Consider the following 19,335-nt stretch of genomic DNA (forward strand, 5'->3'; position numbering starts at 1 on the left):
ATGTATTATTCCCAGCGATCGCACTCTCCCAACTCTTCAAAACTCTGGCATAATCAGACATGACCGCACCGTCAAAACTAATGTAAATCTTTTCAATGTCAGGGGTTGCGAAGTCAAATTCAAGTTTCCCATTGTTAAATTACTTGAATATAGCCAACAATGGACGGAATTAGAAGCAAGTTCTAACCCATTTGCTACAGTAGTGATGGCTCATTTGATGTCTTAATACACTCGCTTTAACCCCATCTCACCCTCTGCAAATTTTGATATATTAAGTTAAATTAAGAATTATTACAAAAGAGTAAACAATTTTTGGAAATATCACCCAAGCTAATTAAAAGGTTTACGCCGAATGGATATTTTAATAGAATAATCTCATCAAAAGATTCGCAGAAATATAAATGGACTGGATTACACTACTGCGATCGCTACAATCTGATTTTATTAAAAGGTTAGCATCTGGTTGTCTGCTTCATTGTGAAACAGAAGGTCAATATAGTGAATTAACTATAATTTCTGGAGAGAGGTTAAAGACACTACGGGAATTTTGCTGGCAGATGGCTGAAAAATATAAGCGTGTTTTACCAGTGCGTGAAGTTTTTCTTAGCTATCTCAAAGGGAAGTTGGGTGAGGAAGTTGTCAAAGAACGTTTAGCTGATTTTATTACCGAAGTCGATTATGAAAAGCGATTTGGCGGTGATGGTAATATAGATTTTACCTTGACTTCTGACCCATCTATTGGTATTGAGGTTAAATCTCGTCATGGTCGCATTAACAGAGTTAGATGGTCAATTAGTTCTGAAGAGGTTGAAAAAAATGCAGTTGTAGTTTGCATTTTGATTCAAGAAGATGTGAGTGAAGCACAATCTGAGTATCACCTTTTTGTGGCTGGTTTTCTCCCAACCCAGATGATTAAGTTGAAAACTGGTAAAATTTCTTTTGGGATAGAACAATTACTATATGGTGGTGGTTTATGGTGCTATCTAGAACAGTTACAATCTTCTATAAATAATTCTTCTCGGCAACAACTACCTATTTATAAATATCTTCCGAAACAGGAAATTATATCTAAGCCAACTAATCCTCAAATACTTAAATATTCTTTTCATCCTGAAGATCATAATGAAGATTTAAATGTATTTTATGTAAAGCTAGGTGATGAATGCTTTCAAAAAGGAGAATATACAAATGCAATTACTAACTATAATCAAGCTTTAGAAGTTAATCAGGGTAATGTTGATTTTTTATATTACAAACGAGGTTTAGCTCACTATCAAATAGGAGATTATGAAGCTGCGATCGCAGATTATTCTCAGGCAATCCAGATGAATCTTCATGATGCTAAATCTTACAATAAACGAGGTTTAGCTCTCTATCAACTGGGGCGATTAGAGGAAGCGATTAATGATTATACTCAAGCTATTAGAATTAATCCTAATGTTGCCGTAACCTATAAAAATCGGGCTGAAGCTCGTTCTCATGTTGGAGATAACCAAGGAGCAATTGAGGATTATACCCAGGCTATTAAAATTAATCCTGATTATGCTGATGCTTATAAAAACCGTGGGATTGCTCGTTATTTATTAGGCTCTCAGCCAGGATTTCCTCAAGCAATCAAGATTAATCCTCAAGATGCCATAGCTTATAAAAAACGTGGTAATGCTCGTTCAGATTTAGGAGATTTTGAGGGTGCAATTGAAGATTATACTCAAGCAATCCAGATTAATCCTAGTTATGCTGATGCCTATTACAACCGTGGTAATGCTCGTTCAGATTTAGGAGACTTTGAGGGCGCAATTGAAGATTATACTCAGGTAATCCAGATTAATTTTAATTATGCTGATGCTTATTATAATCGTGGTAATATTCGTTTAGAAATTGCAGATAAACATGGAGCAATTGAAGATTTTCAAAAAGCGGCAGACATCTATCGCCAAGAAGGTAAACTAGAAGCACTCAAAGATACACGAGAAATAATATTAGATTTAGAAATAGAAGAATCATTAGATATTTTAAACTTTTAGATAAATACTATATAAAGTAGCCTCCAAAACTTGTTTACCATTTGGCTGCGAAGTCTCATCAGCAGCTAAAACCCTTCGCTCGACAGTACCACGGAAGGGGTCTGACATATACGGTGCGACTTCTTGTGACCAGATATCGTCGTCACTATCGATTGTGGCATTATCGGGTACAAACAGTTTTGCCAGAGTTTTTTGTTCAGCCTCAGCAACTATCTTGGGGAAATTCTCTCTGTAGTAATCGTTTGTGCGGATGATGCTAGGAAAGTTAACTGAGACTGCGCGAATACCTACTGGTTCTAATGTTGTCATGACAAATCTCCTTTTGATTTTGTTTTTGGCGTTATATTAAGTTCGGATAAACACTTATAATTAAGCTGCTCTGGTTTTTGGCCACCAGTGGTAGCAAGTTAGACCAGAGATTAAATCATGTTGTTTCATCAGTTCTTGACAACGAAGCACTAACAAAGCTTCTAATTCATCTAAAGAAGTAGGGGAGCTATTGGCAACAATCTCGTTAGCAAGAGGCCACAAACGAACTGAAGAGTTGTAATTCAGGTGAATACGCAGGTAAATAGATTAAATCGATACCTTCTGGTAACTCTAAATCATTACTTATATGTCATGAGTGGTATGATTGCCTTGTTCGCGTTGTTGGATGATATTGTTGGCAATTGTGCAGAGGGTTTTAATTGCTTGTTGAAACTGGCGGTTTGATGATAGCCCACATGCGATCGCATATTTTTTCTTCTTTGCCCTAAATCACTTATTGTCTAATTTGTCAATGCGTAAGTCCTGTATCTGTCATGGGGTAAAGAAACGATTGCTCAAACCTACATGACCAATGGTTATTAAACACTACGGTAATTTGCCCCAAGTGGAATGCTATGCAGGGCAGCTAAATCAAGTATTTATGAATGTGTTGAGTAATGCGATTAAGAGTAGTTGCGATCGCTCCCTCGCTATCTCATAACCCCAAATTTAGCATTAGCTTTTGAAAAGGATGTCATAAAGTGACAGCAGAATCTCTACCACAATCAGAATCACCACATACCACTCTACTCGCTGACTACTGCTATGCTGCATGAACTCCAGTACCGTTTGGGCGGTTTGGGAAATTAGCTCTAGTTTACGTTCTAGAGCATGGTGACGCTCACGGATTTCGTATTCATCCTCCAAGCGCAGATATAAGTTTTCTAGTTGTGGAGATTCCCAGAGCAGCTCCGGCTTATCGATAATCTCTACTTGTCCCACAATCTTATGTTGAACTAATAAGGTAGTCCCAAGCTGACGCAGTAATTCCCGGCTTTGTTGTCTACTCCTGTTTTCACGCTGGAGACTAGCTGCAAATGGTTCAATTTGATCGAATACAGTTGCTAGGCTGGTTTCATAGTGAGACAACACAACACTCTTAGCGAGAATATCAGCCACTATCTGCAAGCGTTCTATACTCAATTCATGCAGTAAAATTTTTCCTTCTTTAGCTCGTTCATTCTCCGTAATACAGAGATGAATTTCTACCTCTTCTGTTTCCGGGTCGGCAAAAGGGCCGCTAATTTTAGAAGATAGTTTAGTCAAAAAAGCTACCTTCTCTACAGGCTCAAGGTTAAACAAGACAACTGCACCATACCCCAGCAATACTGCGTAGCCTTCTTCACCGACTCTAATCATTAGTGGCATACTCGCCAAGGAAACGTAATTATCCAGTGTCTGTAAGTTAATATCTTTACCAAGGAATAGGGCCTGCGCTCTAAATCTATCTTTGTCATTAAAAAGGAGTTTTTGCATTGTTGCCCGGAAGCTATATTTTGCCTACTTTACTGCTCTGGTAGCGATACTAATTGATGCCTGTTGTTGGAGATAACTACAATCTCAGCTTACCATTTCGTCTTTGCCCTACACTCCACACCCTGTTTTTGATACTTTTGTGCTCTAAATAAATTACAGCGCTTTTCAAGTAATTGAACTACATTACTCGCCACTCCCCCAAAATTGTTAGAGTGAATGTTGCAATATTCTAAGTAGTCTTGACAAACAAAGCCTGAAATTATGACGCTCACTGTTGAAGCTAGCAGCTTATCTCTCAACGATGTTCATCGTTTTCTCAAACTAGAAAAGCTTTCAAATGGTTCATTCACAGACTTCTTAACTCTAGAACCACTCTCTGAGTTTGAACAGCAGGATTTATTACGAATCAGAAACGACTTTGATCGTTACTTAAGCGATCGTAAAATTTCTGAAGGTTTGGTTAAATTTTTAACGATTGCACTCTTAATGCGGTTAGCAGGATTTTACGATGTGCCGATTCGGTTGACAATGGAAGATAGCATTGCGATCGCAGTTGAAGATGAAGACAGAAGAATTACCGGGCGGATGGATATTTTAGCAATAAACAATCCTCAAAGTAATGTTGCGCCGCCTTTTTTGGTTGTAGTGATTGAAACGAAAAATAGTGCGATTGAAGTAGGTGAGGGTTTACCTCAATTACTCACTTATGCTTTTAAAAGTTTAGATCAACAACCATCTGTTTGGGGTTTGGTAACTAACGGACTGCGTTATCAATTTGTTTATTTAAGACATGAACAGCAACCAACTTATCAGTTAATGCCATTATTAAATCTGAATGAATCTCCCGGTGCAATTGAGTTGTTACAAGTTTTCAAAGCCATCTGCAAGTTACCAAATTTTCAGTAAAATGAATGTAAATCGCGGAGCGATCGCTGAGGTCTGAACCTGCTACTTTAGAAATCATCTCTGATAATATTTCAGAAGACGAAATTATTTTTCCTCCTGGCGATATACTGAGTGACGAACCACCCTTTGAAAGTGACCTGCACCGAGAACAAATCGATTTGCTGATTCGCATACTCAAATTATGGTGGCGAGAGCGGCAAGATTTTTATGCTTCTGGCAATTTGACGATTTATTACAGTCCTAATCAGAAAAAATCAGAAAAATTCCGTGGCCCAGACTTTTTTGTAGTTTTGGGAACCCAGAAAAAAGACCGTAAGAGTTGGATAGTTTGGCAAGAAGACGGCAAATATCCCAATGTGATTGTGGAAATTTTGTCAAGTTGAACGACAGCAGTTGATAAAGGTTTAAAAAAACAAGTTTACCAAGATACCTTCCGTACACCAGATTATTTCTGGTTTGACCCTGTAACAATGGAACTTCAGGGATTTCATTTAGTTGATGGGAAGTATCAAGAAATTCAAATAACCACTGATGGACGTTTGTGGAGTCAGCAGTTAGAACTTTATTTGGGAGTTTATGAAGGTAAATTAAGATTCTTCACTACTGAAAATCAATTAATACTATCATCAGAAGAGTTGGCTGAATAAGAACGTTTACGTGCCGAACAGGCAGAAGAACGTGCCGAACGAGCAGAGCAAGAAATTGCTCGACTGCGGGAGGCTTTACGTACACAGGGCATCGACCTAGAGAATATTTGATGACATCAGGAAATTAATTAAAGACATTTTCAAGTTAAAATCTAGTTATCAGTGTCTAAAAAAAGCGTAATCTTCTGAAAGTAGGGCATCGTTTGCAAGCAAAAGAAATTAAGGATCAGCTAAAGTCCCTTATCGAGCAAGCCTCCTCGATAGATCATAATTTAGCGAGAAGATTAGATGAAATCAATCGTTGGGTAAAAGACATTAAACCAGGTTCCCTGACTGCAAAACCCTTTGTCACTGCCTTTCTGCTAGAGGTAATTACGGATTCGACAATTTGGCTGATAATCAAATCCTTACCTTCAGAAGAAGAACAAAAAGCAAAGTTCGAGCTTATGACACCGATTGAGAGATATTGGTATGGTTATCTCTTTCCAAAATGGTTCAATGCAAGTGACTCCAAGTTTTATATTTGGAAGCAAAAATTGATGGCAGGTGAATTTAATCAGGTTGATAATGATATCATTAGATCAATAGCTCAAGATATTGTTCAGCGAGAAGGTAGTTTTTGGCAGCGTTATATAGCCGACCTTTCTATGGCAACAGATTTAATTGTTAGTCGTAACAATCAACCACTGTGCATTCAAGTTACCAGTGTTAGTGAAGAACTCAATCACCAAAAGTACGAAGCTTGGCAAAATACACTGCGATCGTGGGAAATCGAGAGAGGACTGTTCTTAAGTTACAATCCCAAGGATGCTAATTTTGTCAACCAGTTAGTCAACGTGGCCCTGTATAACAGTGATTACCTTTCTGGTGGCAAATATTTAAAATTTTCGTGAACTTTTCAGGAATTTGATATTTCAGATTTGTGTCTAGCCTATATACTTACGTGCTAATTAGAGCTTTTATGGCTAATAAAAGAGAAACTCACTGCAACAATCAAGTAGATACATTTGCTGAAGCTTTAGCGACAGCGCGACAAATGCAGCAGAACTGGCTAACTTACGGTGTTGATTTTGTCAATATTTACGTTGAAGATGTGGAGGGAGACTGGCTAGAAACGTGGGGACATGATGAAATATTAGGTAATTTTCAATTAGATACTATTAAAGAATTTCTGGTGAGTAATGATAGTGTAGCTGTTAGGGTAAGAGAGCATTTAGGAGAGCGATCGCTGTTTGATTTTGCAGTAAACTTAGAAGAATCTTGGAGAATTTGTGAAACCAATGACAGGTTATCTGCTGTGAGGAATCTATTAGCTGGTGAAGGAAATAGTATTGATACAGATGATATCAGGTTCTTAGATTTAGCAAATACTCTAGTGGTAAAGTTGGCAGAGATTTTGTGAGATTTGGAATTGCGTAGTGGTAGATTAAATTTTGAACTCAAGGGTTTTCATATTTTATTTGGTTGTGATTGGGTGGCATATAGGCCATCGCTTTTCTAGACGAACTTTAATAATCTGTAAGATGTGTAATCTTTATCACTGTTAGTAGTAAGGGTTGATCCTGAATCTGGTAAATAATACGGTATTCACCCAAACGAACCTTATACAGCCCTTCGATGTCCTTCAATGGGTGAGCATCTTCTGGACGTGGATTTAATGCTAGTTCTTCTAACTTTTGTGCTAGTCGTTGCTGCACTATTGAGTCCAATTCTGTAATTGTCTGCACAGATGAAGGTGCTAATACTACTTGGTAGCTCATATTCCTAGCTCCCTTTTAATTTCTTCAAAGGGTTTTGTCCCCAGCCCTGCAATTTCCTTTAGTGCTATATAAGCATCTCTGACATCAGCTTCATCTAACCTTGCTTCAATTAGCTCATGCATCTGCTCTGTTGAGGTAATTTCAATCCCTGGTTCTTCTCTAAGTTTGTCCGTTAATGCATAAAAAGCTTCTCGATCGTCTCGATGTTCCAACACATAAGCTCTTAACTCTTGTTTAGTCATCGCTTGAAAATTTGCCTTAGTCATAAATATCTTACCCTCCCATTTGGCAATATTTCTATTTCAAAGCTTTGTCCAGCCAGAATGTAAATGCGTGTTGTCCGTTCATCTAATCTCACCAAGTAAATTGGTAGGTACATCTGAGTTAAATCCTGACACACCTTAAATAATTCAATTGCTTGTTCATTAGTTGGTTTCATTCAATATAATTAACAAAATACCAGTAAAAATCCCCAATTTGTAGAGTGCGTTATTAAGGCATCGTCTATTAAATAGGGATGGCGTTATGAAAAGGTTAATCTATGCACCTTTTCAACGCCCAATGAGCAATTTGACATCAAAAATTACTTTTATCAATATAACTTTAGCAAAAAAGTTAAGTAAGTTTCAATTTTGGGAACTATAGACCTATTCAAGCTCAGGCATGTAGGTCAAAAGCATTGATTAGTGAAACTGCAAAACTATTCTACCCCTCGGTAGAGAAATTAGTTAACGAGATTGTGGCAGTTAACCACGCTTGGAAAGTGGCTTGTGAATTATTTGGACAAGATTCACCCCTATCTATTTCTTCACGGGATTTAAAAACCTGTTTGCAGGTACGTTTGTTGCGAAGCTATGCACCAGAACAGGTTTATTTAATTGAGGATAAAAAGGCAGAGGGGGAGCGACTTTATAGCTTATCCCTCCGGGAACCTATAGGAGAACGCCTGTATGCAGAGCATCTCCCAATACGGATAGCTGAAGAAGTTCTCACGGATAAAGAATTAAAGCAATTCAAAAAGATATAACCAAGACAAACAAGAGGGGTGCAGCGTGGAAATAGCAAAATTTTGGAACATTATTTGGCATAATGAACCTTTTCATTGGGCAGTTGCTTTTGTGTTGGTAGTCGCAATTATTGTCGAGCTTTGCACATTATTGCAGTATTGGCGCTCAGAGTGGGGCACAACTGAAGCCGCAATTAAATTTATCAAAAAGGGTAAAAATGTAAAGCTTTCAAACGAAGTTCGCAACTGGTTAAAAGATCATTTAGGAACCGATGACTATAATAAATTCAGACAACAAGATGGTAAGTTCATACTTATAAAGTATCCATCTGTCTTAACCCACCCAATACCTCGTAGTTCCCTACGCTTCGTGACAACCTTGTGTACTGCCATTGGTCTTTTAGGAATATTTTATGGTATACAACAGGGACTCCAAGGAATCAATTTATCTACAGAAGATACCAAAGAACTGATAACTGCCAGTAAAGAGCTACTGGTGGGAATGAAAACAGCTTTTTCTACTTCCATGATGGGGCTTGGTTCTGGTAGCTTGTTTACTCTAGTTTTGTTTGGGTGTGATTCGCTACGCCAGAAACGACGTGATAGTTTGCGTCAGAAATTGAAGGCGATCGCAACTTTAAAAACGGCAGACAATAGCAACCATGAAGTAGCTGAAGTACTTAGTCTTGTAGCAAAAAACTTGACCGGGTTAAAGCAGCTAAATGCAGAAGGCATTGGTGAAGCTGTAGGTAGGAGTATTGCAGAACAATTCGCAGGTTTAAATCAGTTGTCAGCCCAAGCTATTGGTCAAGCTGTAGGTCAGCAGATTAAGCCAGCCTTGGGAGAAATATTCAAAGAACAGAAAAAACTCCGAGAAATTCAAGAAAACCAGGGACAGAGAGTTTTAGAAGAACTCATCAAAGATTTGCGAATTCAGGTACTCGAACCCATTGCAGTTCGACTAGATAAAAGTGCAGAGTTAACCCAACAAGCTTCCACCGCGGTGTTGACCCTGTATAAGGAACTCGGTGGTATCTCTCAAAGTTTGGCAAATTCCATCCTGACAATTGAGAAATTTCAACACGAAACTTTAGTAAAACTCGAAGGATTTGCTAAGAATTTGGCAGAGACTCTCAATCAATTTAAAACAGATACAAAAGATGTTTTACAACTAATAGCTGACGAAATTAATCTATCTGTAGATCATAGTATCGAAGGAATGACAGCCCAGAGAAGTGCTTTTGAAACAAGTGCAGTGCAAGCTGCTGCTACCTTCCGAGGAATCCGAGAGGAACTGCAAACAGCGCTACAAGAACGCGCAATAGTAGAACAGCAGATGCTTCAAGCTACTCGGACTGGAATTATCCAAATTCTCACCCAAGCAAATAGAACCTTTCATGAGCAAACTAATACTCTACAAACAGTGGGTAATCAAGCTTCTGGATTGATGAATGATGCGAAGGATAATCTTCTGGCTACTTTAGGAAATATCGACGCAACACTCACAGCTACCCGCCAAACAGTAGAGGAAGATTTGACAACATTCCGGCAAGAATATCAAGCGAATTTAAAAATGTTTTTTCAAGAACAAAACAACTTACTTGAGGGGACACTAGGCAAACAACAGGAAGGATTATCTGGGGTTGTGAACAATCTTGATCAAGTCTTTAGAGAGGAATTTGAAAGACGTAGTAAATTGACTCAAGAAGTAGACGAAAGTATGACTACAATTCAGGTATCTGTCGAACAAATTAACAAATTAGTTATTGCGGCTGGATTAAACGATTCACAACGACTAATACAACTAGCAAATCTTACTACTGATATTGCCAAGCAAGTGAACATAGTTGACAATTCATACAAAAACTTGAATGAAAAATTTGACAATAGCCTTCAGTCTTGGCAGAGTCATCTTGAAGTTTCTATGCAAAGGACTGTTGACTCACAGCAAAGCTTTTTCCAACAAGCAGATACTTCTATGGCTAGAGTTTGCGGAGGTTTACTAGAGACAGCAAGAGTTCTAGTTGCTGCACATGATAACCGCCAATTTGGTAATGGTGGAAGCAATCATGGATGATTTTATCAGAGGTGAAATTGATGCAGAGATTATAGAGGATGATGACTCTAGTATCTATCTGTCTATTGCCGATATGATGTCTAGTTTACTAATGTTTTTTGCTTTACTATTTATCACTACACTACTCCAACTTGCACAAAAAGATGCACCAAAACGGGTAGTAATTGGTAATGTTGTCGGACAGATGAAAAGCAACAATATCAATGTTAAAGTCAACCCAGAAACTGGGGATGTCAGTATCCAAGAATCAATTCTTTTTACCAAGGGAAGTACAGAACTTAAACCAGAAGGGAAAGCCTTCCTACGCCGCTTTATTCCTGTTTACAGTGGTGTTATTTTCTCCAAACCAGAATTTGAGAAGGAAATTAGCCGCGTAGTTATAGAAGGTCATACTAGCTCAGATGGAGACGATAAAACCAATCTACAACTAAGCTTGTTGCGATCAGCATCAGTTTACAACTACATTTTTTATGATATGAATTTCCCTACAAAAGCACCCTTAAGCCAGAAAATATTAGCTGCTGGGCGTGGAGAAATCGAATCTGACAATAAACATGATAATCCAGGCGATCGCAAAGTAGTTTTCCGTTTTCAGTTTCGTACTGATGAGTTAAAGAAAGATATTGTAAAAACCTCTCTTTAAAGGAGAAATAATCTTGAATTCTCAGTTTTCCATTCCCTCCCTACCTGAAACTCCCCAGTGTAGTCCTAATCAACTTATTCAGCTTGCAAATAACTTACCAGATGTAACAATATCAATACCAAGTGTTGATAAAGTATTGGAAGCTGTTGAACAGGGTAAAGCTGATCAAGTAAGTAAGTTGGACTGGGTTTACTGCATTTATGCTAAAGCACAGTGGGATCAACAAAATATTGACCGATGCAGAAAAACATCAGCAGCCATTTGGAAGGTAGCAATTTCTAATTTATGGTTGCAACATCAGCTATTGTGGCGTTTAGCTCTTTATTATGGTGATCAGCAAGAACAGGTTTTAGCACAGTCTCTAGCTGAATCTTTTGATCTCTGTGCTAATTCTGACTTAGTTAATCACCTGCTACCAGTTCAAATTATTCGGGCGCTTTGCAGTAAACAAGCAGGTAGAGAATTAGCAAAAATTGCTTGTGAACAGCGTATTAATCGAACTGAATTGCTAAACACAATCAGAGACGATTTACCTGTTTGGATTCCATTCTTCAGTAAATTCATAGAAGATATAACTCCCTATTTTACCACAATTCGCTCTCCAAATCAGCAGCAAGTTAGATGGCTGTTAAATTGTTTGGATGAAATGTCAGAGAGTCAGCAAATAAAAGCTGTTAATTATTTGCTAACTAATGTTTTGAATGATATATAGGACTCCTATTTGATTTTTGAACAAGTCTACGAGACAATACGGTGGGGTATAGAAGTCTAAAACAAGACAATGACAAGGCAGCCTTTACAACCTACCAGACTCCCAGTGGAAGTATTGGGATAACAGACAAGAGGGAGAAGCGCGTTTGATGCGATCGCCGAATTACAAGAGTTTATGGCTCTGCGTCCAGATGCGCGTGAGGTAAGGAAAGCTTTAGCGGTGAAGCTAGTTTATCAAGGCTATTTATATGATGAAATTCAAACAATTTTAGAGGTATCACGAGGGTCAATAACGGGGTGGAAGCAAGCCTATGAGGAATTTGGTTGCAAGCCAAAACATGGGTTCGACGTTTCTGTGCTTTGATTCCAACATTTTCTCATTTAAAGTGGATGTTTGAGTGGTTTATTAGACACACGACCTTTGATTTCGATACTCTACAGATGTACGGAGCTTATTCAAAAATTAAATAGGATTCCTATAGCAAGCAATCATTCTGTACTGATTGATTGGTTGAAACACAACTATAGAAATGGTGAAAATTGGTATAAACTTTCAGATCCAGCAAGGCAAAGACTTCGAGAGTGGATTGGAGGTATCAATTATGGTGATTTCCAAAAGCTAGTAAATCTCATATTAAACAGGCTGGATTTACAAGACTTCGAGTCAAATCGGCTATGTAGACGCAGAGACTTTTGGGCTGATTATAGTAACCGTTTTGAAAGGCTTCGCATCTTGTTACCTAAGACATCACAAATTGCCATAGGGTATCAAATCCAAAGTGACGTTGATTTACTAGAAGATGATGGTAGCGATTGCACAGAAGTCTGTATATTCGATTTTGGTGAGTGGTTTGTAGTCGAATTCTTTCGTGGAAGAGGTAGTGAGACGCGCCTGTTTCCTAAAAATTGCACAAATCAGCAAATCCTTTTTGGTGAATCAACACTTTCAGTCAAACGGATTCGCTGTCTGGGTGGTGATAAGCACGATCATGAATTTCTTTGGCAGGTATTTTCCCGCATCTGGCTTGCAAATAATGGAATTTTGCCTAATCCAGATATCCAGTGTTCCAGAAACCCTACAGCAGATCAATTGCAACAGCGAGAAAACAGGCTTGAGCGGTGGAAAAGAGAAATTGAACGTCTAGAACGGGAAGCTAGAGCCTACTGTAACAGCAGTCCATTGCGATCGCATTGAGCAAGATGTTCTTTTGGTGTATTGACTTACACGCAAATTACCCCACTCGCACTACGATCGCATCCATTTAACCCTCTTCAAAATGCACCACAACCACGTTAAGCTGAATTAGAGTGGCAATTTATTGCGCTTTTTTATATGCTGCAAGTCTCTGTTCTTGTCAAATTTTAATTTTTTCTGCTTGAGAAACCCGGAATGCTAGACCAAATTTTTAATTACCTCGACTTTCATTTCAGCGTTGAAGCCCCGATAGTTCTGCTGATCCTGGTGCTTTTAGAGGCGCTGTTATCTGCTGACAATGCGATTGCCCTGGCTGCGATCGCAAAAGGGTTGGAAGACAAGGAACTTGAGCGTAAAGCTTTGAACTTTGGTTTAGTCGTTGCTTATGTGCTGCGAATCACCCTGATTCTCACTGCTACTTGGGTACAACAATTCTGGCAATTTGAATTATTGGGGGCTGCTTATCTGCTGTGGCTGGTATTCCAACACTTTACCTCAGAAGAATCCAAGGATGATCACCATCACGGCCCGCGTTTTAATTCATTGTTGCAAGCGATACCCGTGATTGCATTTACAGATTTGGCATTTTCTTTGGATAGCGTGACAACTGCGATCGCAGTTTCTCAAGAAAAATGGCTAGTGCTAACGGGTGCAACAATTGGTATTATTACGCTGCGATTCATGGCGGGATTGTTTATCCGTTGGCTAGACGAATATGAAAACCTAGAAGACGCAGGCTATGTAACTGTAGCCTTGGTGGGCTTACGTTTGTTGTTGAAAGTGGTCAACGATAGTTTAGTTCCACCAGAATGGATCATGATTGCTGCCATCTTCCTGATTTTAGGATGGGGATTTTCCAAGCGCGTTAGTACTGAATTACCCCAAGTGGAACCGGAAAAAAGCGAAGTCTCTAAATAAGTGAGGAGTTAGGAGTGAGGAGTGAGAAATTTTTAACTCCTAACTCCTAACTCTCAACTCCTAACTCCCCATTACTCGTGTAACCAAGGCGTTAAGTGTGGCTGCCAACTGACCAATTCTTCATCCTTAAACCACAGGGCTATTTCCCGTTGCGCGGTTTCTTGAGCATCAGAACCGTGGATTAAGTTGCGACCAATATTCAGACCAAAATCGCCCCTAATCGTTCCTGGCTCTGCTGTTAAAGGGTTTGTCGCACCAATAATCTTTCTGGCAGCTGCAACGACACCATCACCTTCCCATACCATCGCTACCACTGGGCTAGAAGTGATAAATTCGACTAGACCACCAAAAAAGGGACGTTCCCGGTGGACATCATAGTGTTGTTCAGCCAATTCCCGACTGACTTTCAGAAACTTTAAACCAACTAGGGTAAAACCTTTAGTTTCAAAGCGACGGATAATTTCCCCCACTAATCCCCGCTGTACTCCATCAGGCTTAATTGCTAAAAATGTGCGTTCCATTGCTATCTCCCAAAGCTTAATAAAGTTTTTATCTAGTCAATTGTCCTTTGTCCTACCCGGCGGGTACTCCGTTGGAGAACTCGAAGAGTAGCCGCTGGCGCGTCTATGTCATTTGTTCTTCGTCCTCTGTCTTGAGTCCAAGGGTTTTGCACTAATGACATACGACTCTTGACCAATCAGAGTTTATCTCAGAAATTATCTTTGGGTGCATATACGTTCCCAAATGAATGCGCTAAATTGTTAATTCGTGGGTGAAAAACAGAGGTTAAGAACAAATGGGTGTTGAGCCAACTGCTACATCTGACGAGGTGGTACAAGTACCGTCCAATGGACAAAAAGAAGTGAAAAATCATAAGCACAAAAAGCTGTTACCACCTAGTCCTACCACAGGAGATTTACCTCGCTCCTGGAAAATTGAGGATAGCGAAGCCTTGTACCGTATTGAAGGATGGGGACAACCTTATTTTTCCATTAGTGCTGCTGGTCACGTTACCGTGTCACCCAAGGGCGATCGCGGGGGTTCTCTAGACTTGTTTGAATTGGTCAACGCCATGAAACAGCGCAACTTGGGACTTCCGATGTTGATTCGCTTTTCCGATATTTTGGAAGACCGGATTGAGCGGTTGAACGCTTGTTTTGCCAAAGCGATCGCTCGCTATAATTACCCTGGTGTCTACCGTGGTGTGTTTCCCGTCAAATGCAATCAAGAACGGCATTTGATTGAGGATTTAGTGAAATTTGGCAAACCCCATCAATTTGGTTTAGAAGCCGGTTCCAAGCCAGAATTAATGATTGCTCTAGCTGTGTTGGATACACCAGGAGCATTGTTAGTTTGCAACGGCTACAAAGACCGAGAATACATCGAAACGGCAATGTTAGCCCAAAGACTAGGGCAAACACCAATTATCGTCTTAGAGCAGATTGAAGAAGTTGATTTGGTGATAGATGCCAATCGCCAGTTAGGTATTAAACCGATATTAGGGGTTCGTGCTAAACTCAGTACCCAAGGCATGGGACGTTGGGGAGCCTCAAGTGGCGATCGCGCTAAATTTGGTTTGACAATGCCTGAAGTAATCGAGGCTGTTGACAAGTTACGCGAAGCTAACCTGCTCGATTCTTTGCAGTTGATGCACTTCCACATCGGCTCACAAATCTCTGCCATTAATGTGATTAAAGATGCTATCCAAGAAGCCAGCCGCATTTATGTGGAATTGGCAATGCTGGGAGCAGATATGAAATACCTTGATGTTGGTGGCGGCTTGGGCGTAGATTATGATGGCTCCCAAACCAACTTCTATGCATCAAAAAATTACAACATGCAGAACTATGCCAACGACATCGTGGCAGAGTTAAAAGATACCTGTGCTGAACGGGATATTACCGTACCAACACTGATTAGTGAAAGTGGACGAGCGATCGCTTCCCATCAGTCGGTGCTGATTTTTGACGTTCTCAGTACCAGTGATGTCCCCCTGAATCCACCAGAACCTCCACAAGAGGGAGAATCCCCAATTATTAATTATCTTTGGGAAAGCTTTCAATCCATCAACCAAGAAAATTACCAAGAGTTATACCACGACGCTGCACAATTCAAAGAAGAAGCCATCAGTCGGTTTAACTTAGGAATTTTACGCCTTAGAGAACGAGCCAAAGCTGAACGGCTCTACTGGGCTTGTTGTCAAAAAATTCTTAACATCACTAGACAACAAGAATACGTACCCGATGAACTGGAAGACCTAGAAAAAATTATGGCTTCCATCTACTACGTCAACATGTCAGTGTTCCAATCAGCACCAGATTGCTGGGCGATTGACCAGCTATTCCCGATCATGCCAATCCATCGTTTGGCTGAAGAACCAACACGGCGAGGAATTTTAGCAGACCTCACCTGCGACAGTGATGGTAAAATCGATCGCTTTATAGACCTACGTGATGTCAAATCGGTGTTAGAGTTGCACACCTACAAGCCCGGAGAACCCTATTATTTGGGGATGTTCTTAAATGGAGCTTACCAAGAAATCATGGGCAATTTACACAACTTGTTTGGCGACACCAACGCCGTTCATATCCAATTAACGCCCAAAGGCTACCAGATTGAACACGTTGTCAAAGGTGACACCATGAGCGAAGTGGTAAGCTACGTCCAATATGACTCCGAAGATATGGTGGAAAACATTCGCCAGCGCTGCGAGAAAGCATTAGAAGAAAAGCGCATCACCCTAGCGGAATCTCAACGACTACTGCAAACCTACGAGCAGAGTCTTAGAAGATATACGTACTTAAATAGTTAGGAGTTAGGAGTGAAAAGTTAGGAATAAAGTTAAGAGTTAGAAGTGAAGAGGGAAAGACGAAATAATAACTCCAAACCTCTAACTCCTAACTCCTAACTTTAATTTACATTCGTCCCCAACAATTCCTCTATCGCTTGTCGTTCAAGAGGGGTATGGGATGGCGGTGTCTGACGAGCATCGGTAATCAGCCAGTCTAAAGCAGCGGCTTGAACATCGATCGCAGCGCCAGTTTTATCTACACAATAACGTCCAAATACCAGCTTATCGACTAATCGGACTCCAGGACCCAGGCGCGACCATTCAAAAATCACACTGTTTTCCACTGTTGCGCCACTACATATCCAACAATTGGGGCCAATCATCGCTGGGCCGACAATTTTAGCTCCGTCTTCGATTCTCGTCATCCCGCCAATGTAAACGGGGCCTGTAATATCCACTTTGTCCCAATTTACGGCAACATTTAAGCCAGTGTAGATACCGGGGGCGACTTCATGACCAGGAATTTGCACATTTTTGATTTCACCCAGCAGCACACCGCGAATCGCCCGCCAATAGTCTGGGACTTTACCAATATCTACCCATTCAAAGTCCATAGGAATGGCGTAAAAGGGGGCTTTGATTTCTACCAATTTGGGAAACAATTGGCTACCAATGTCATATTCGACATCAGAGGGAATATAGTTAAAAACCTCTGGCTCAAAGATGTAAATACCTGTATTGATGTTGGTGCTGAGGGCTTCTTCAGTTGAAGGTTTTTCTTGGAAAGCTTTAACACGTCCCTCTTCGTCAGTTACAACCACACCATAGCTAGAAACTTCTTCCTTGGGGACAGATTTAGTGATAATGGTAGCGATCGCTCCTTTGGATTTATGCCATTTAACAGCCGCAGTTAAATCCAAGTCAATTAAAGCATCACCACATAAAACTACAAAGGTATCATCAAAAAACGGCGAGAAGTCTTGGATGCGCCGCATCCCTCCAGCTGAACCTATCGCTTCGCCCACCAGTTTACCGTCGTCATCAATTTTTCCTTCAAACGAATAGGCAATCTGCACCCCAAATCGCTGACCATCACGGAAATAGTTTTCTATTTCCTCAGCCAAATGACTAACATTAACTAGAATCTGGTCAAATCCATGATGGCGTAACAGTTCCAGCAAGAATTCCATCACTGGCTTTTGCAGGATAGGCATCATCGGCTTGGGCATAGTGTACGTAATCGGACGCACGCGAGTACCCTTGCCAGCCGCGAGAATCATCGCTTTCATAAAAATTTATTCCTTAACCACAAGCCAGTTTACTTTCATCGAGTGATACTTAATCATCAGTTTTTATTTCTGCTCTAAGTCATCCCCCACAATAGGGATAACAGGAATTTAGTGGTTATTACAACCATCGATATACCTAGATGACAAGCGATCGCTTATCTTTTCAATTTACTCGGATTTTGGGGCTGAATCAAAAATCTATGACAAGGTAGGAAGCAGCTATGCTGGAGACAGGAGAAAAACCCCATAAATAAATTCCTATTTTTCTCACAAGGAAGCCTTAAATCTTGATGCCAGCACTCTAGATTTAACTATTACGCCGTAAGTCCCCCACGCTCATTTGGTACTCCGAATCAGTGGCGGGATATAAGGCAGGTGATAACGATTGCATCTAGTATTGCTTTTTTGCTAGGCAAAAACAAATGCTGGATGTATGAGGTGTTTCCCCAATTATTTTATTTTCTTAGTTCATCGGGTGCTCAAAAGGGTTGCCGATATTAGCTGAATCTCTAATTAAGCGAATTTTAATTTCATGATAAAAGTCCTCTTGAAATAGCTCTACTTTCGATTGAGCCGAGAGTAATAGTAGTGCCCAGAAAACACTAACTAGGTTACTGTGTTTAGACTCATGTCCAGACCCATTGTGGTTGAGAAGCTTTGTCTTAGTCCACAATTCTACAAGTTGTTCTAAATTCAACCAATTTTGTTCTAAACTTAGCTCTCTTGCTGACAATTTCAACACCTGCTCCAGTTCCCCAGCGACTTCTGTCAGATTTTCCTGGTGAGCTAACTCCAGCGCCTCTCGCATACTTTGAACGCTAGGCTGACGCCTGGGACGGATAGGTTTGCTGACTTTTTCTACCAGTTTCAGTTGGTTAGCCATAATCTGCAATTGCTCGATTAACTCTTGCAGAGTCACCCGGCGCTTTGGTGGCGGCATCGCCGCTGGACGACGACGTAATTGCCGTTCTAAGGGTAGACGATGACCCTGATGTGATACACCGTCTTCACCTGACAATAGAGCATCATCTTCTAAACCATCTTGTGCATCTCCAACTGTTGACAATTGCATCAAGGTATTGGCTTTGAATAATACCAACATTGATGCTGATAAAAATGCCTGTCCAGATTGAGACAAGTCCGCTTCATAGCCTCTTGTTATTGCCCCTGGTGCCATCAGTTCTAAATAGCGGTCAATCACCTCAATCACTTGGACATCCCAAGGATCAATTTCCCCCTGCTCGGCTTGGTAAATCAAAAATGTGATTGTTTCTAACAGCTCGGAAGCTTCCATCAACAGGTTCTAAGTTAATTAATCAGAATCAAAAGACTATAAATTCAATACTAAACTAATTGACTATTCGCAAAGCGTGTACCCTATACATTCGCTTGCGCTTCTTTTATTCAGAAATCGCCTGCTGGCAGTATCCTCTAAAATTTGTAATCGATCACCATTGTGAATTGTGAGATTAGATTGTGCAACTTTTGACCTTGGGGATTGGGAATTGGGCATGGAGCATTGGGCATGGGGCATTGCGCATTGGGTATGAGAAAGAGACAAGGAAGAAAGAAACTTGTTCAAT

Annotated in this window: 21 protein-coding genes and 2 pseudogenes; 14 read left to right on the top strand and 9 right to left on the bottom strand. The window is 40.2% G+C overall.

Going from position 1 to position 19,335, the window contains the following annotated elements; all coding sequences use genetic code 11:
- Positions 1-401 precede the first annotated feature (401 nt).
- Entirely contained in the window at positions 402-2,024 is a 1,623-nt protein-coding gene (locus tag HWQ40_RS26590; RefSeq protein WP_292784002.1) for a tetratricopeptide repeat protein, read from the top strand.
- On the opposite strand, the gene HWQ40_RS26595 is transcribed toward HWQ40_RS26590, so the two are convergent.
- On the bottom strand, positions 2,013-2,333 hold the full coding sequence (locus HWQ40_RS26595; protein WP_292784007.1) for a hypothetical protein: 321 nt from the start codon (positions 2,331-2,333) through the stop codon (positions 2,013-2,015). The genes HWQ40_RS26590 and HWQ40_RS26595 overlap by 12 nt on opposite strands.
- 532 nt (positions 2,334-2,865) lie before the next feature.
- Between HWQ40_RS26595 and HWQ40_RS26600 the strand changes: the two genes are divergently transcribed.
- Positions 2,866-2,994 carry a hypothetical protein gene (locus HWQ40_RS26600; protein WP_292784010.1) on the top strand — a complete coding sequence of 43 codons (129 nt, stop codon included), beginning with the start codon at positions 2,866-2,868 and terminating at the stop codon, positions 2,992-2,994.
- 14 nt (positions 2,995-3,008) lie between these two features.
- Here the strand turns inward: HWQ40_RS26600 and HWQ40_RS26605 are convergent, their stop codons facing one another.
- Positions 3,009-3,809, bottom strand: coding sequence for an RMD1 family protein (locus tag HWQ40_RS26605; RefSeq protein WP_292784012.1), 801 nt, complete (start codon positions 3,807-3,809; stop codon positions 3,009-3,011).
- Positions 3,810-4,070: 261 nt separating this feature from the next.
- Between HWQ40_RS26605 and HWQ40_RS26610 the strand changes: the two genes are divergently transcribed.
- The 4 genes and pseudogenes from HWQ40_RS26610 (at position 4,071) to HWQ40_RS26625 (ending at position 6,764) form a co-directional block, all read left to right on the top strand.
- Positions 4,071-4,715, top strand: coding sequence for a restriction endonuclease subunit R (locus tag HWQ40_RS26610; protein WP_292784015.1), 645 nt, complete (start codon positions 4,071-4,073; stop codon positions 4,713-4,715).
- 53 nt (positions 4,716-4,768) lie between these two features.
- Positions 4,769-5,473, top strand: a pseudogene (locus HWQ40_RS26615) (Uma2 family endonuclease).
- Between the two features lie 92 nt (positions 5,474-5,565).
- On the top strand, positions 5,566-6,255 hold the full coding sequence (locus HWQ40_RS26620; protein WP_292784018.1) for a hypothetical protein: 690 nt from the start codon (positions 5,566-5,568) through the stop codon (positions 6,253-6,255).
- A gap of 68 nt (positions 6,256-6,323) precedes the next feature.
- Positions 6,324-6,764 carry a hypothetical protein gene (locus tag HWQ40_RS26625; RefSeq protein ID WP_292784021.1) on the top strand — a complete coding sequence of 147 codons (441 nt, stop codon included), beginning with the start codon at positions 6,324-6,326 and terminating at the stop codon, positions 6,762-6,764.
- Between the two features lie 106 nt (positions 6,765-6,870).
- Here the strand turns inward: HWQ40_RS26625 and HWQ40_RS26630 are convergent, their stop codons facing one another.
- From HWQ40_RS26630 to HWQ40_RS26640, 3 genes are read right to left on the bottom strand one after another with little or no spacing between them, the layout of a single operon-like run.
- On the bottom strand, positions 6,871-7,122 hold the full coding sequence (locus HWQ40_RS26630) for a type II toxin-antitoxin system RelE/ParE family toxin (protein WP_292784023.1): 252 nt from the start codon (positions 7,120-7,122) through the stop codon (positions 6,871-6,873).
- Entirely contained in the window at positions 7,119-7,388 is a 270-nt protein-coding gene (locus HWQ40_RS26635; protein ID WP_292784026.1) for a hypothetical protein, read from the bottom strand. Before HWQ40_RS26635 ends, HWQ40_RS26630 begins: the two co-directional genes overlap by 4 nt.
- On the bottom strand, positions 7,385-7,561 hold the full coding sequence (locus HWQ40_RS26640) for a hypothetical protein (protein WP_099102933.1): 177 nt from the start codon (positions 7,559-7,561) through the stop codon (positions 7,385-7,387). The genes HWQ40_RS26635 and HWQ40_RS26640 overlap by 4 nt, the downstream gene beginning before the upstream one ends.
- A 240-nt stretch (positions 7,562-7,801) precedes the next feature.
- On the opposite strand from HWQ40_RS26640, the gene HWQ40_RS26645 reads away from it, so the two are divergent.
- The 7 genes and pseudogenes from HWQ40_RS26645 to HWQ40_RS26675 all read left to right on the top strand — a co-directional run bounded on the left by HWQ40_RS26645 (position 7,802) and on the right by HWQ40_RS26675 (position 13,672).
- Positions 7,802-8,149, top strand: coding sequence for a hypothetical protein (locus tag HWQ40_RS26645; protein WP_292784031.1), 348 nt, complete (start codon positions 7,802-7,804; stop codon positions 8,147-8,149).
- A 25-nt stretch (positions 8,150-8,174) separates the two neighbouring features.
- Positions 8,175-10,205, top strand: a complete 2,031-nt coding sequence (locus HWQ40_RS26650) for a hypothetical protein (protein ID WP_292784033.1) — start codon at positions 8,175-8,177, stop codon at positions 10,203-10,205.
- Positions 10,162-10,848: an OmpA family protein gene (locus HWQ40_RS26655; protein ID WP_292784035.1), complete on the top strand. Its 687-nt coding sequence runs from the start codon at positions 10,162-10,164 to the stop codon at positions 10,846-10,848. Before HWQ40_RS26650 ends, HWQ40_RS26655 begins: the two co-directional genes overlap by 44 nt.
- A 13-nt stretch (positions 10,849-10,861) precedes the next feature.
- The gene (locus HWQ40_RS26660) at positions 10,862-11,560 is read left to right on the top strand and encodes an EH signature domain-containing protein (RefSeq protein ID WP_292784037.1); all 699 of its coding nucleotides are present in this window, start codon (positions 10,862-10,864) and stop codon (positions 11,558-11,560) included.
- Positions 11,561-11,698: 138 nt separating this feature from the next.
- Positions 11,699-12,030, top strand: a pseudogene (locus tag HWQ40_RS26665) (helix-turn-helix domain-containing protein); the annotation flags it as partial.
- Positions 11,981-12,754, top strand: a complete 774-nt coding sequence (locus tag HWQ40_RS26670) for an EH signature domain-containing protein (protein ID WP_292784291.1) — start codon at positions 11,981-11,983, stop codon at positions 12,752-12,754. The pseudogene HWQ40_RS26665 and the gene HWQ40_RS26670, both read left to right, overlap by 50 nt.
- A gap of 195 nt (positions 12,755-12,949) precedes the next feature.
- Complete coding sequence (locus HWQ40_RS26675; RefSeq protein WP_292784040.1) at positions 12,950-13,672, top strand: TerC family protein; 723 nt, start codon at positions 12,950-12,952, stop codon at positions 13,670-13,672.
- 71 nt (positions 13,673-13,743) lie between these two features.
- On the opposite strand, the gene ndk is transcribed toward HWQ40_RS26675, so the two are convergent.
- Both ndk and HWQ40_RS26685 read right to left on the bottom strand, forming a co-directional pair.
- The gene (gene ndk / locus HWQ40_RS26680) at positions 13,744-14,193 is read right to left on the bottom strand and encodes a nucleoside-diphosphate kinase (RefSeq protein WP_292784043.1); all 450 of its coding nucleotides are present in this window, start codon (positions 14,191-14,193) and stop codon (positions 13,744-13,746) included.
- A 32-nt stretch (positions 14,194-14,225) separates the two neighbouring features.
- Positions 14,226-14,354, bottom strand: a complete 129-nt coding sequence (locus HWQ40_RS26685) for a hypothetical protein (RefSeq protein ID WP_292784046.1) — start codon at positions 14,352-14,354, stop codon at positions 14,226-14,228.
- 114 nt (positions 14,355-14,468) lie between these two features.
- Here HWQ40_RS26685 and speA point away from each other — a divergent pair, with 114 nt between their 5' ends.
- Entirely contained in the window at positions 14,469-16,484 is a 2,016-nt protein-coding gene (gene speA, locus HWQ40_RS26690) for a biosynthetic arginine decarboxylase (protein WP_292784049.1), read from the top strand.
- 98 nt (positions 16,485-16,582) lie between these two features.
- Here speA and HWQ40_RS26695 read toward each other — a convergent pair whose 3' ends face one another.
- Positions 16,583-17,752, bottom strand: coding sequence for an NDP-sugar synthase (locus HWQ40_RS26695; RefSeq protein WP_292784052.1), 1,170 nt, complete (start codon positions 17,750-17,752; stop codon positions 16,583-16,585).
- A 463-nt stretch (positions 17,753-18,215) separates the two neighbouring features.
- Entirely contained in the window at positions 18,216-19,046 is an 831-nt protein-coding gene (locus HWQ40_RS26700; protein ID WP_292784055.1) for a ScpA family protein, read from the bottom strand.
- Positions 19,047-19,335 lie beyond the last annotated feature (289 nt).

Origin of the sequence: Nostoc sp. NMS9 (assembly GCF_017114995.1) — a bacterium.
Classification (GTDB): Bacteria; Cyanobacteriota; Cyanobacteriia; order Cyanobacteriales; family Nostocaceae; genus Nostoc.

Coding starts and splice junctions, on each gene's coding strand:
- HWQ40_RS26595 (WP_292784007.1), bottom strand. CDS start 2,333: ATGACAACATTAGAACCAGTAGGTATTCGCGCAGTCTCAGTTAACTTT.
- ndk (WP_292784043.1), bottom strand. CDS start 14,193: ATGGAACGCACATTTTTAGCAATTAAGCCTGATGGAGTACAGCGGGGA.
- HWQ40_RS26655 (WP_292784035.1), top strand. CDS start 10,162: ATGATAACCGCCAATTTGGTAATGGTGGAAGCAATCATGGATGATTTT.
- HWQ40_RS26605 (WP_292784012.1), bottom strand. CDS start 3,809: ATGCAAAAACTCCTTTTTAATGACAAAGATAGATTTAGAGCGCAGGCC.
- speA (WP_292784049.1), top strand. CDS start 14,469: ATGGGTGTTGAGCCAACTGCTACATCTGACGAGGTGGTACAAGTACCG.
- HWQ40_RS26640 (WP_099102933.1), bottom strand. CDS start 7,561: ATGAAACCAACTAATGAACAAGCAATTGAATTATTTAAGGTGTGTCAG.
- HWQ40_RS26675 (WP_292784040.1), top strand. CDS start 12,950: ATGCTAGACCAAATTTTTAATTACCTCGACTTTCATTTCAGCGTTGAA.
- HWQ40_RS26625 (WP_292784021.1), top strand. CDS start 6,324: ATGGCTAATAAAAGAGAAACTCACTGCAACAATCAAGTAGATACATTT.
- HWQ40_RS26685 (WP_292784046.1), bottom strand. CDS start 14,354: ATGTCATTAGTGCAAAACCCTTGGACTCAAGACAGAGGACGAAGAACA.
- HWQ40_RS26695 (WP_292784052.1), bottom strand. CDS start 17,752: ATGAAAGCGATGATTCTCGCGGCTGGCAAGGGTACTCGCGTGCGTCCG.
- HWQ40_RS26700 (WP_292784055.1), bottom strand. CDS start 19,046: ATGGAAGCTTCCGAGCTGTTAGAAACAATCACATTTTTGATTTACCAA.
- HWQ40_RS26600 (WP_292784010.1), top strand. CDS start 2,866: ATGGTTATTAAACACTACGGTAATTTGCCCCAAGTGGAATGCTATGCA.
- HWQ40_RS26635 (WP_292784026.1), bottom strand. CDS start 7,388: ATGACTAAGGCAAATTTTCAAGCGATGACTAAACAAGAGTTAAGAGCT.
- HWQ40_RS26590 (WP_292784002.1), top strand. CDS start 402: ATGGACTGGATTACACTACTGCGATCGCTACAATCTGATTTTATTAAA.
- HWQ40_RS26630 (WP_292784023.1), bottom strand. CDS start 7,122: ATGAGCTACCAAGTAGTATTAGCACCTTCATCTGTGCAGACAATTACA.
- HWQ40_RS26610 (WP_292784015.1), top strand. CDS start 4,071: ATGACGCTCACTGTTGAAGCTAGCAGCTTATCTCTCAACGATGTTCAT.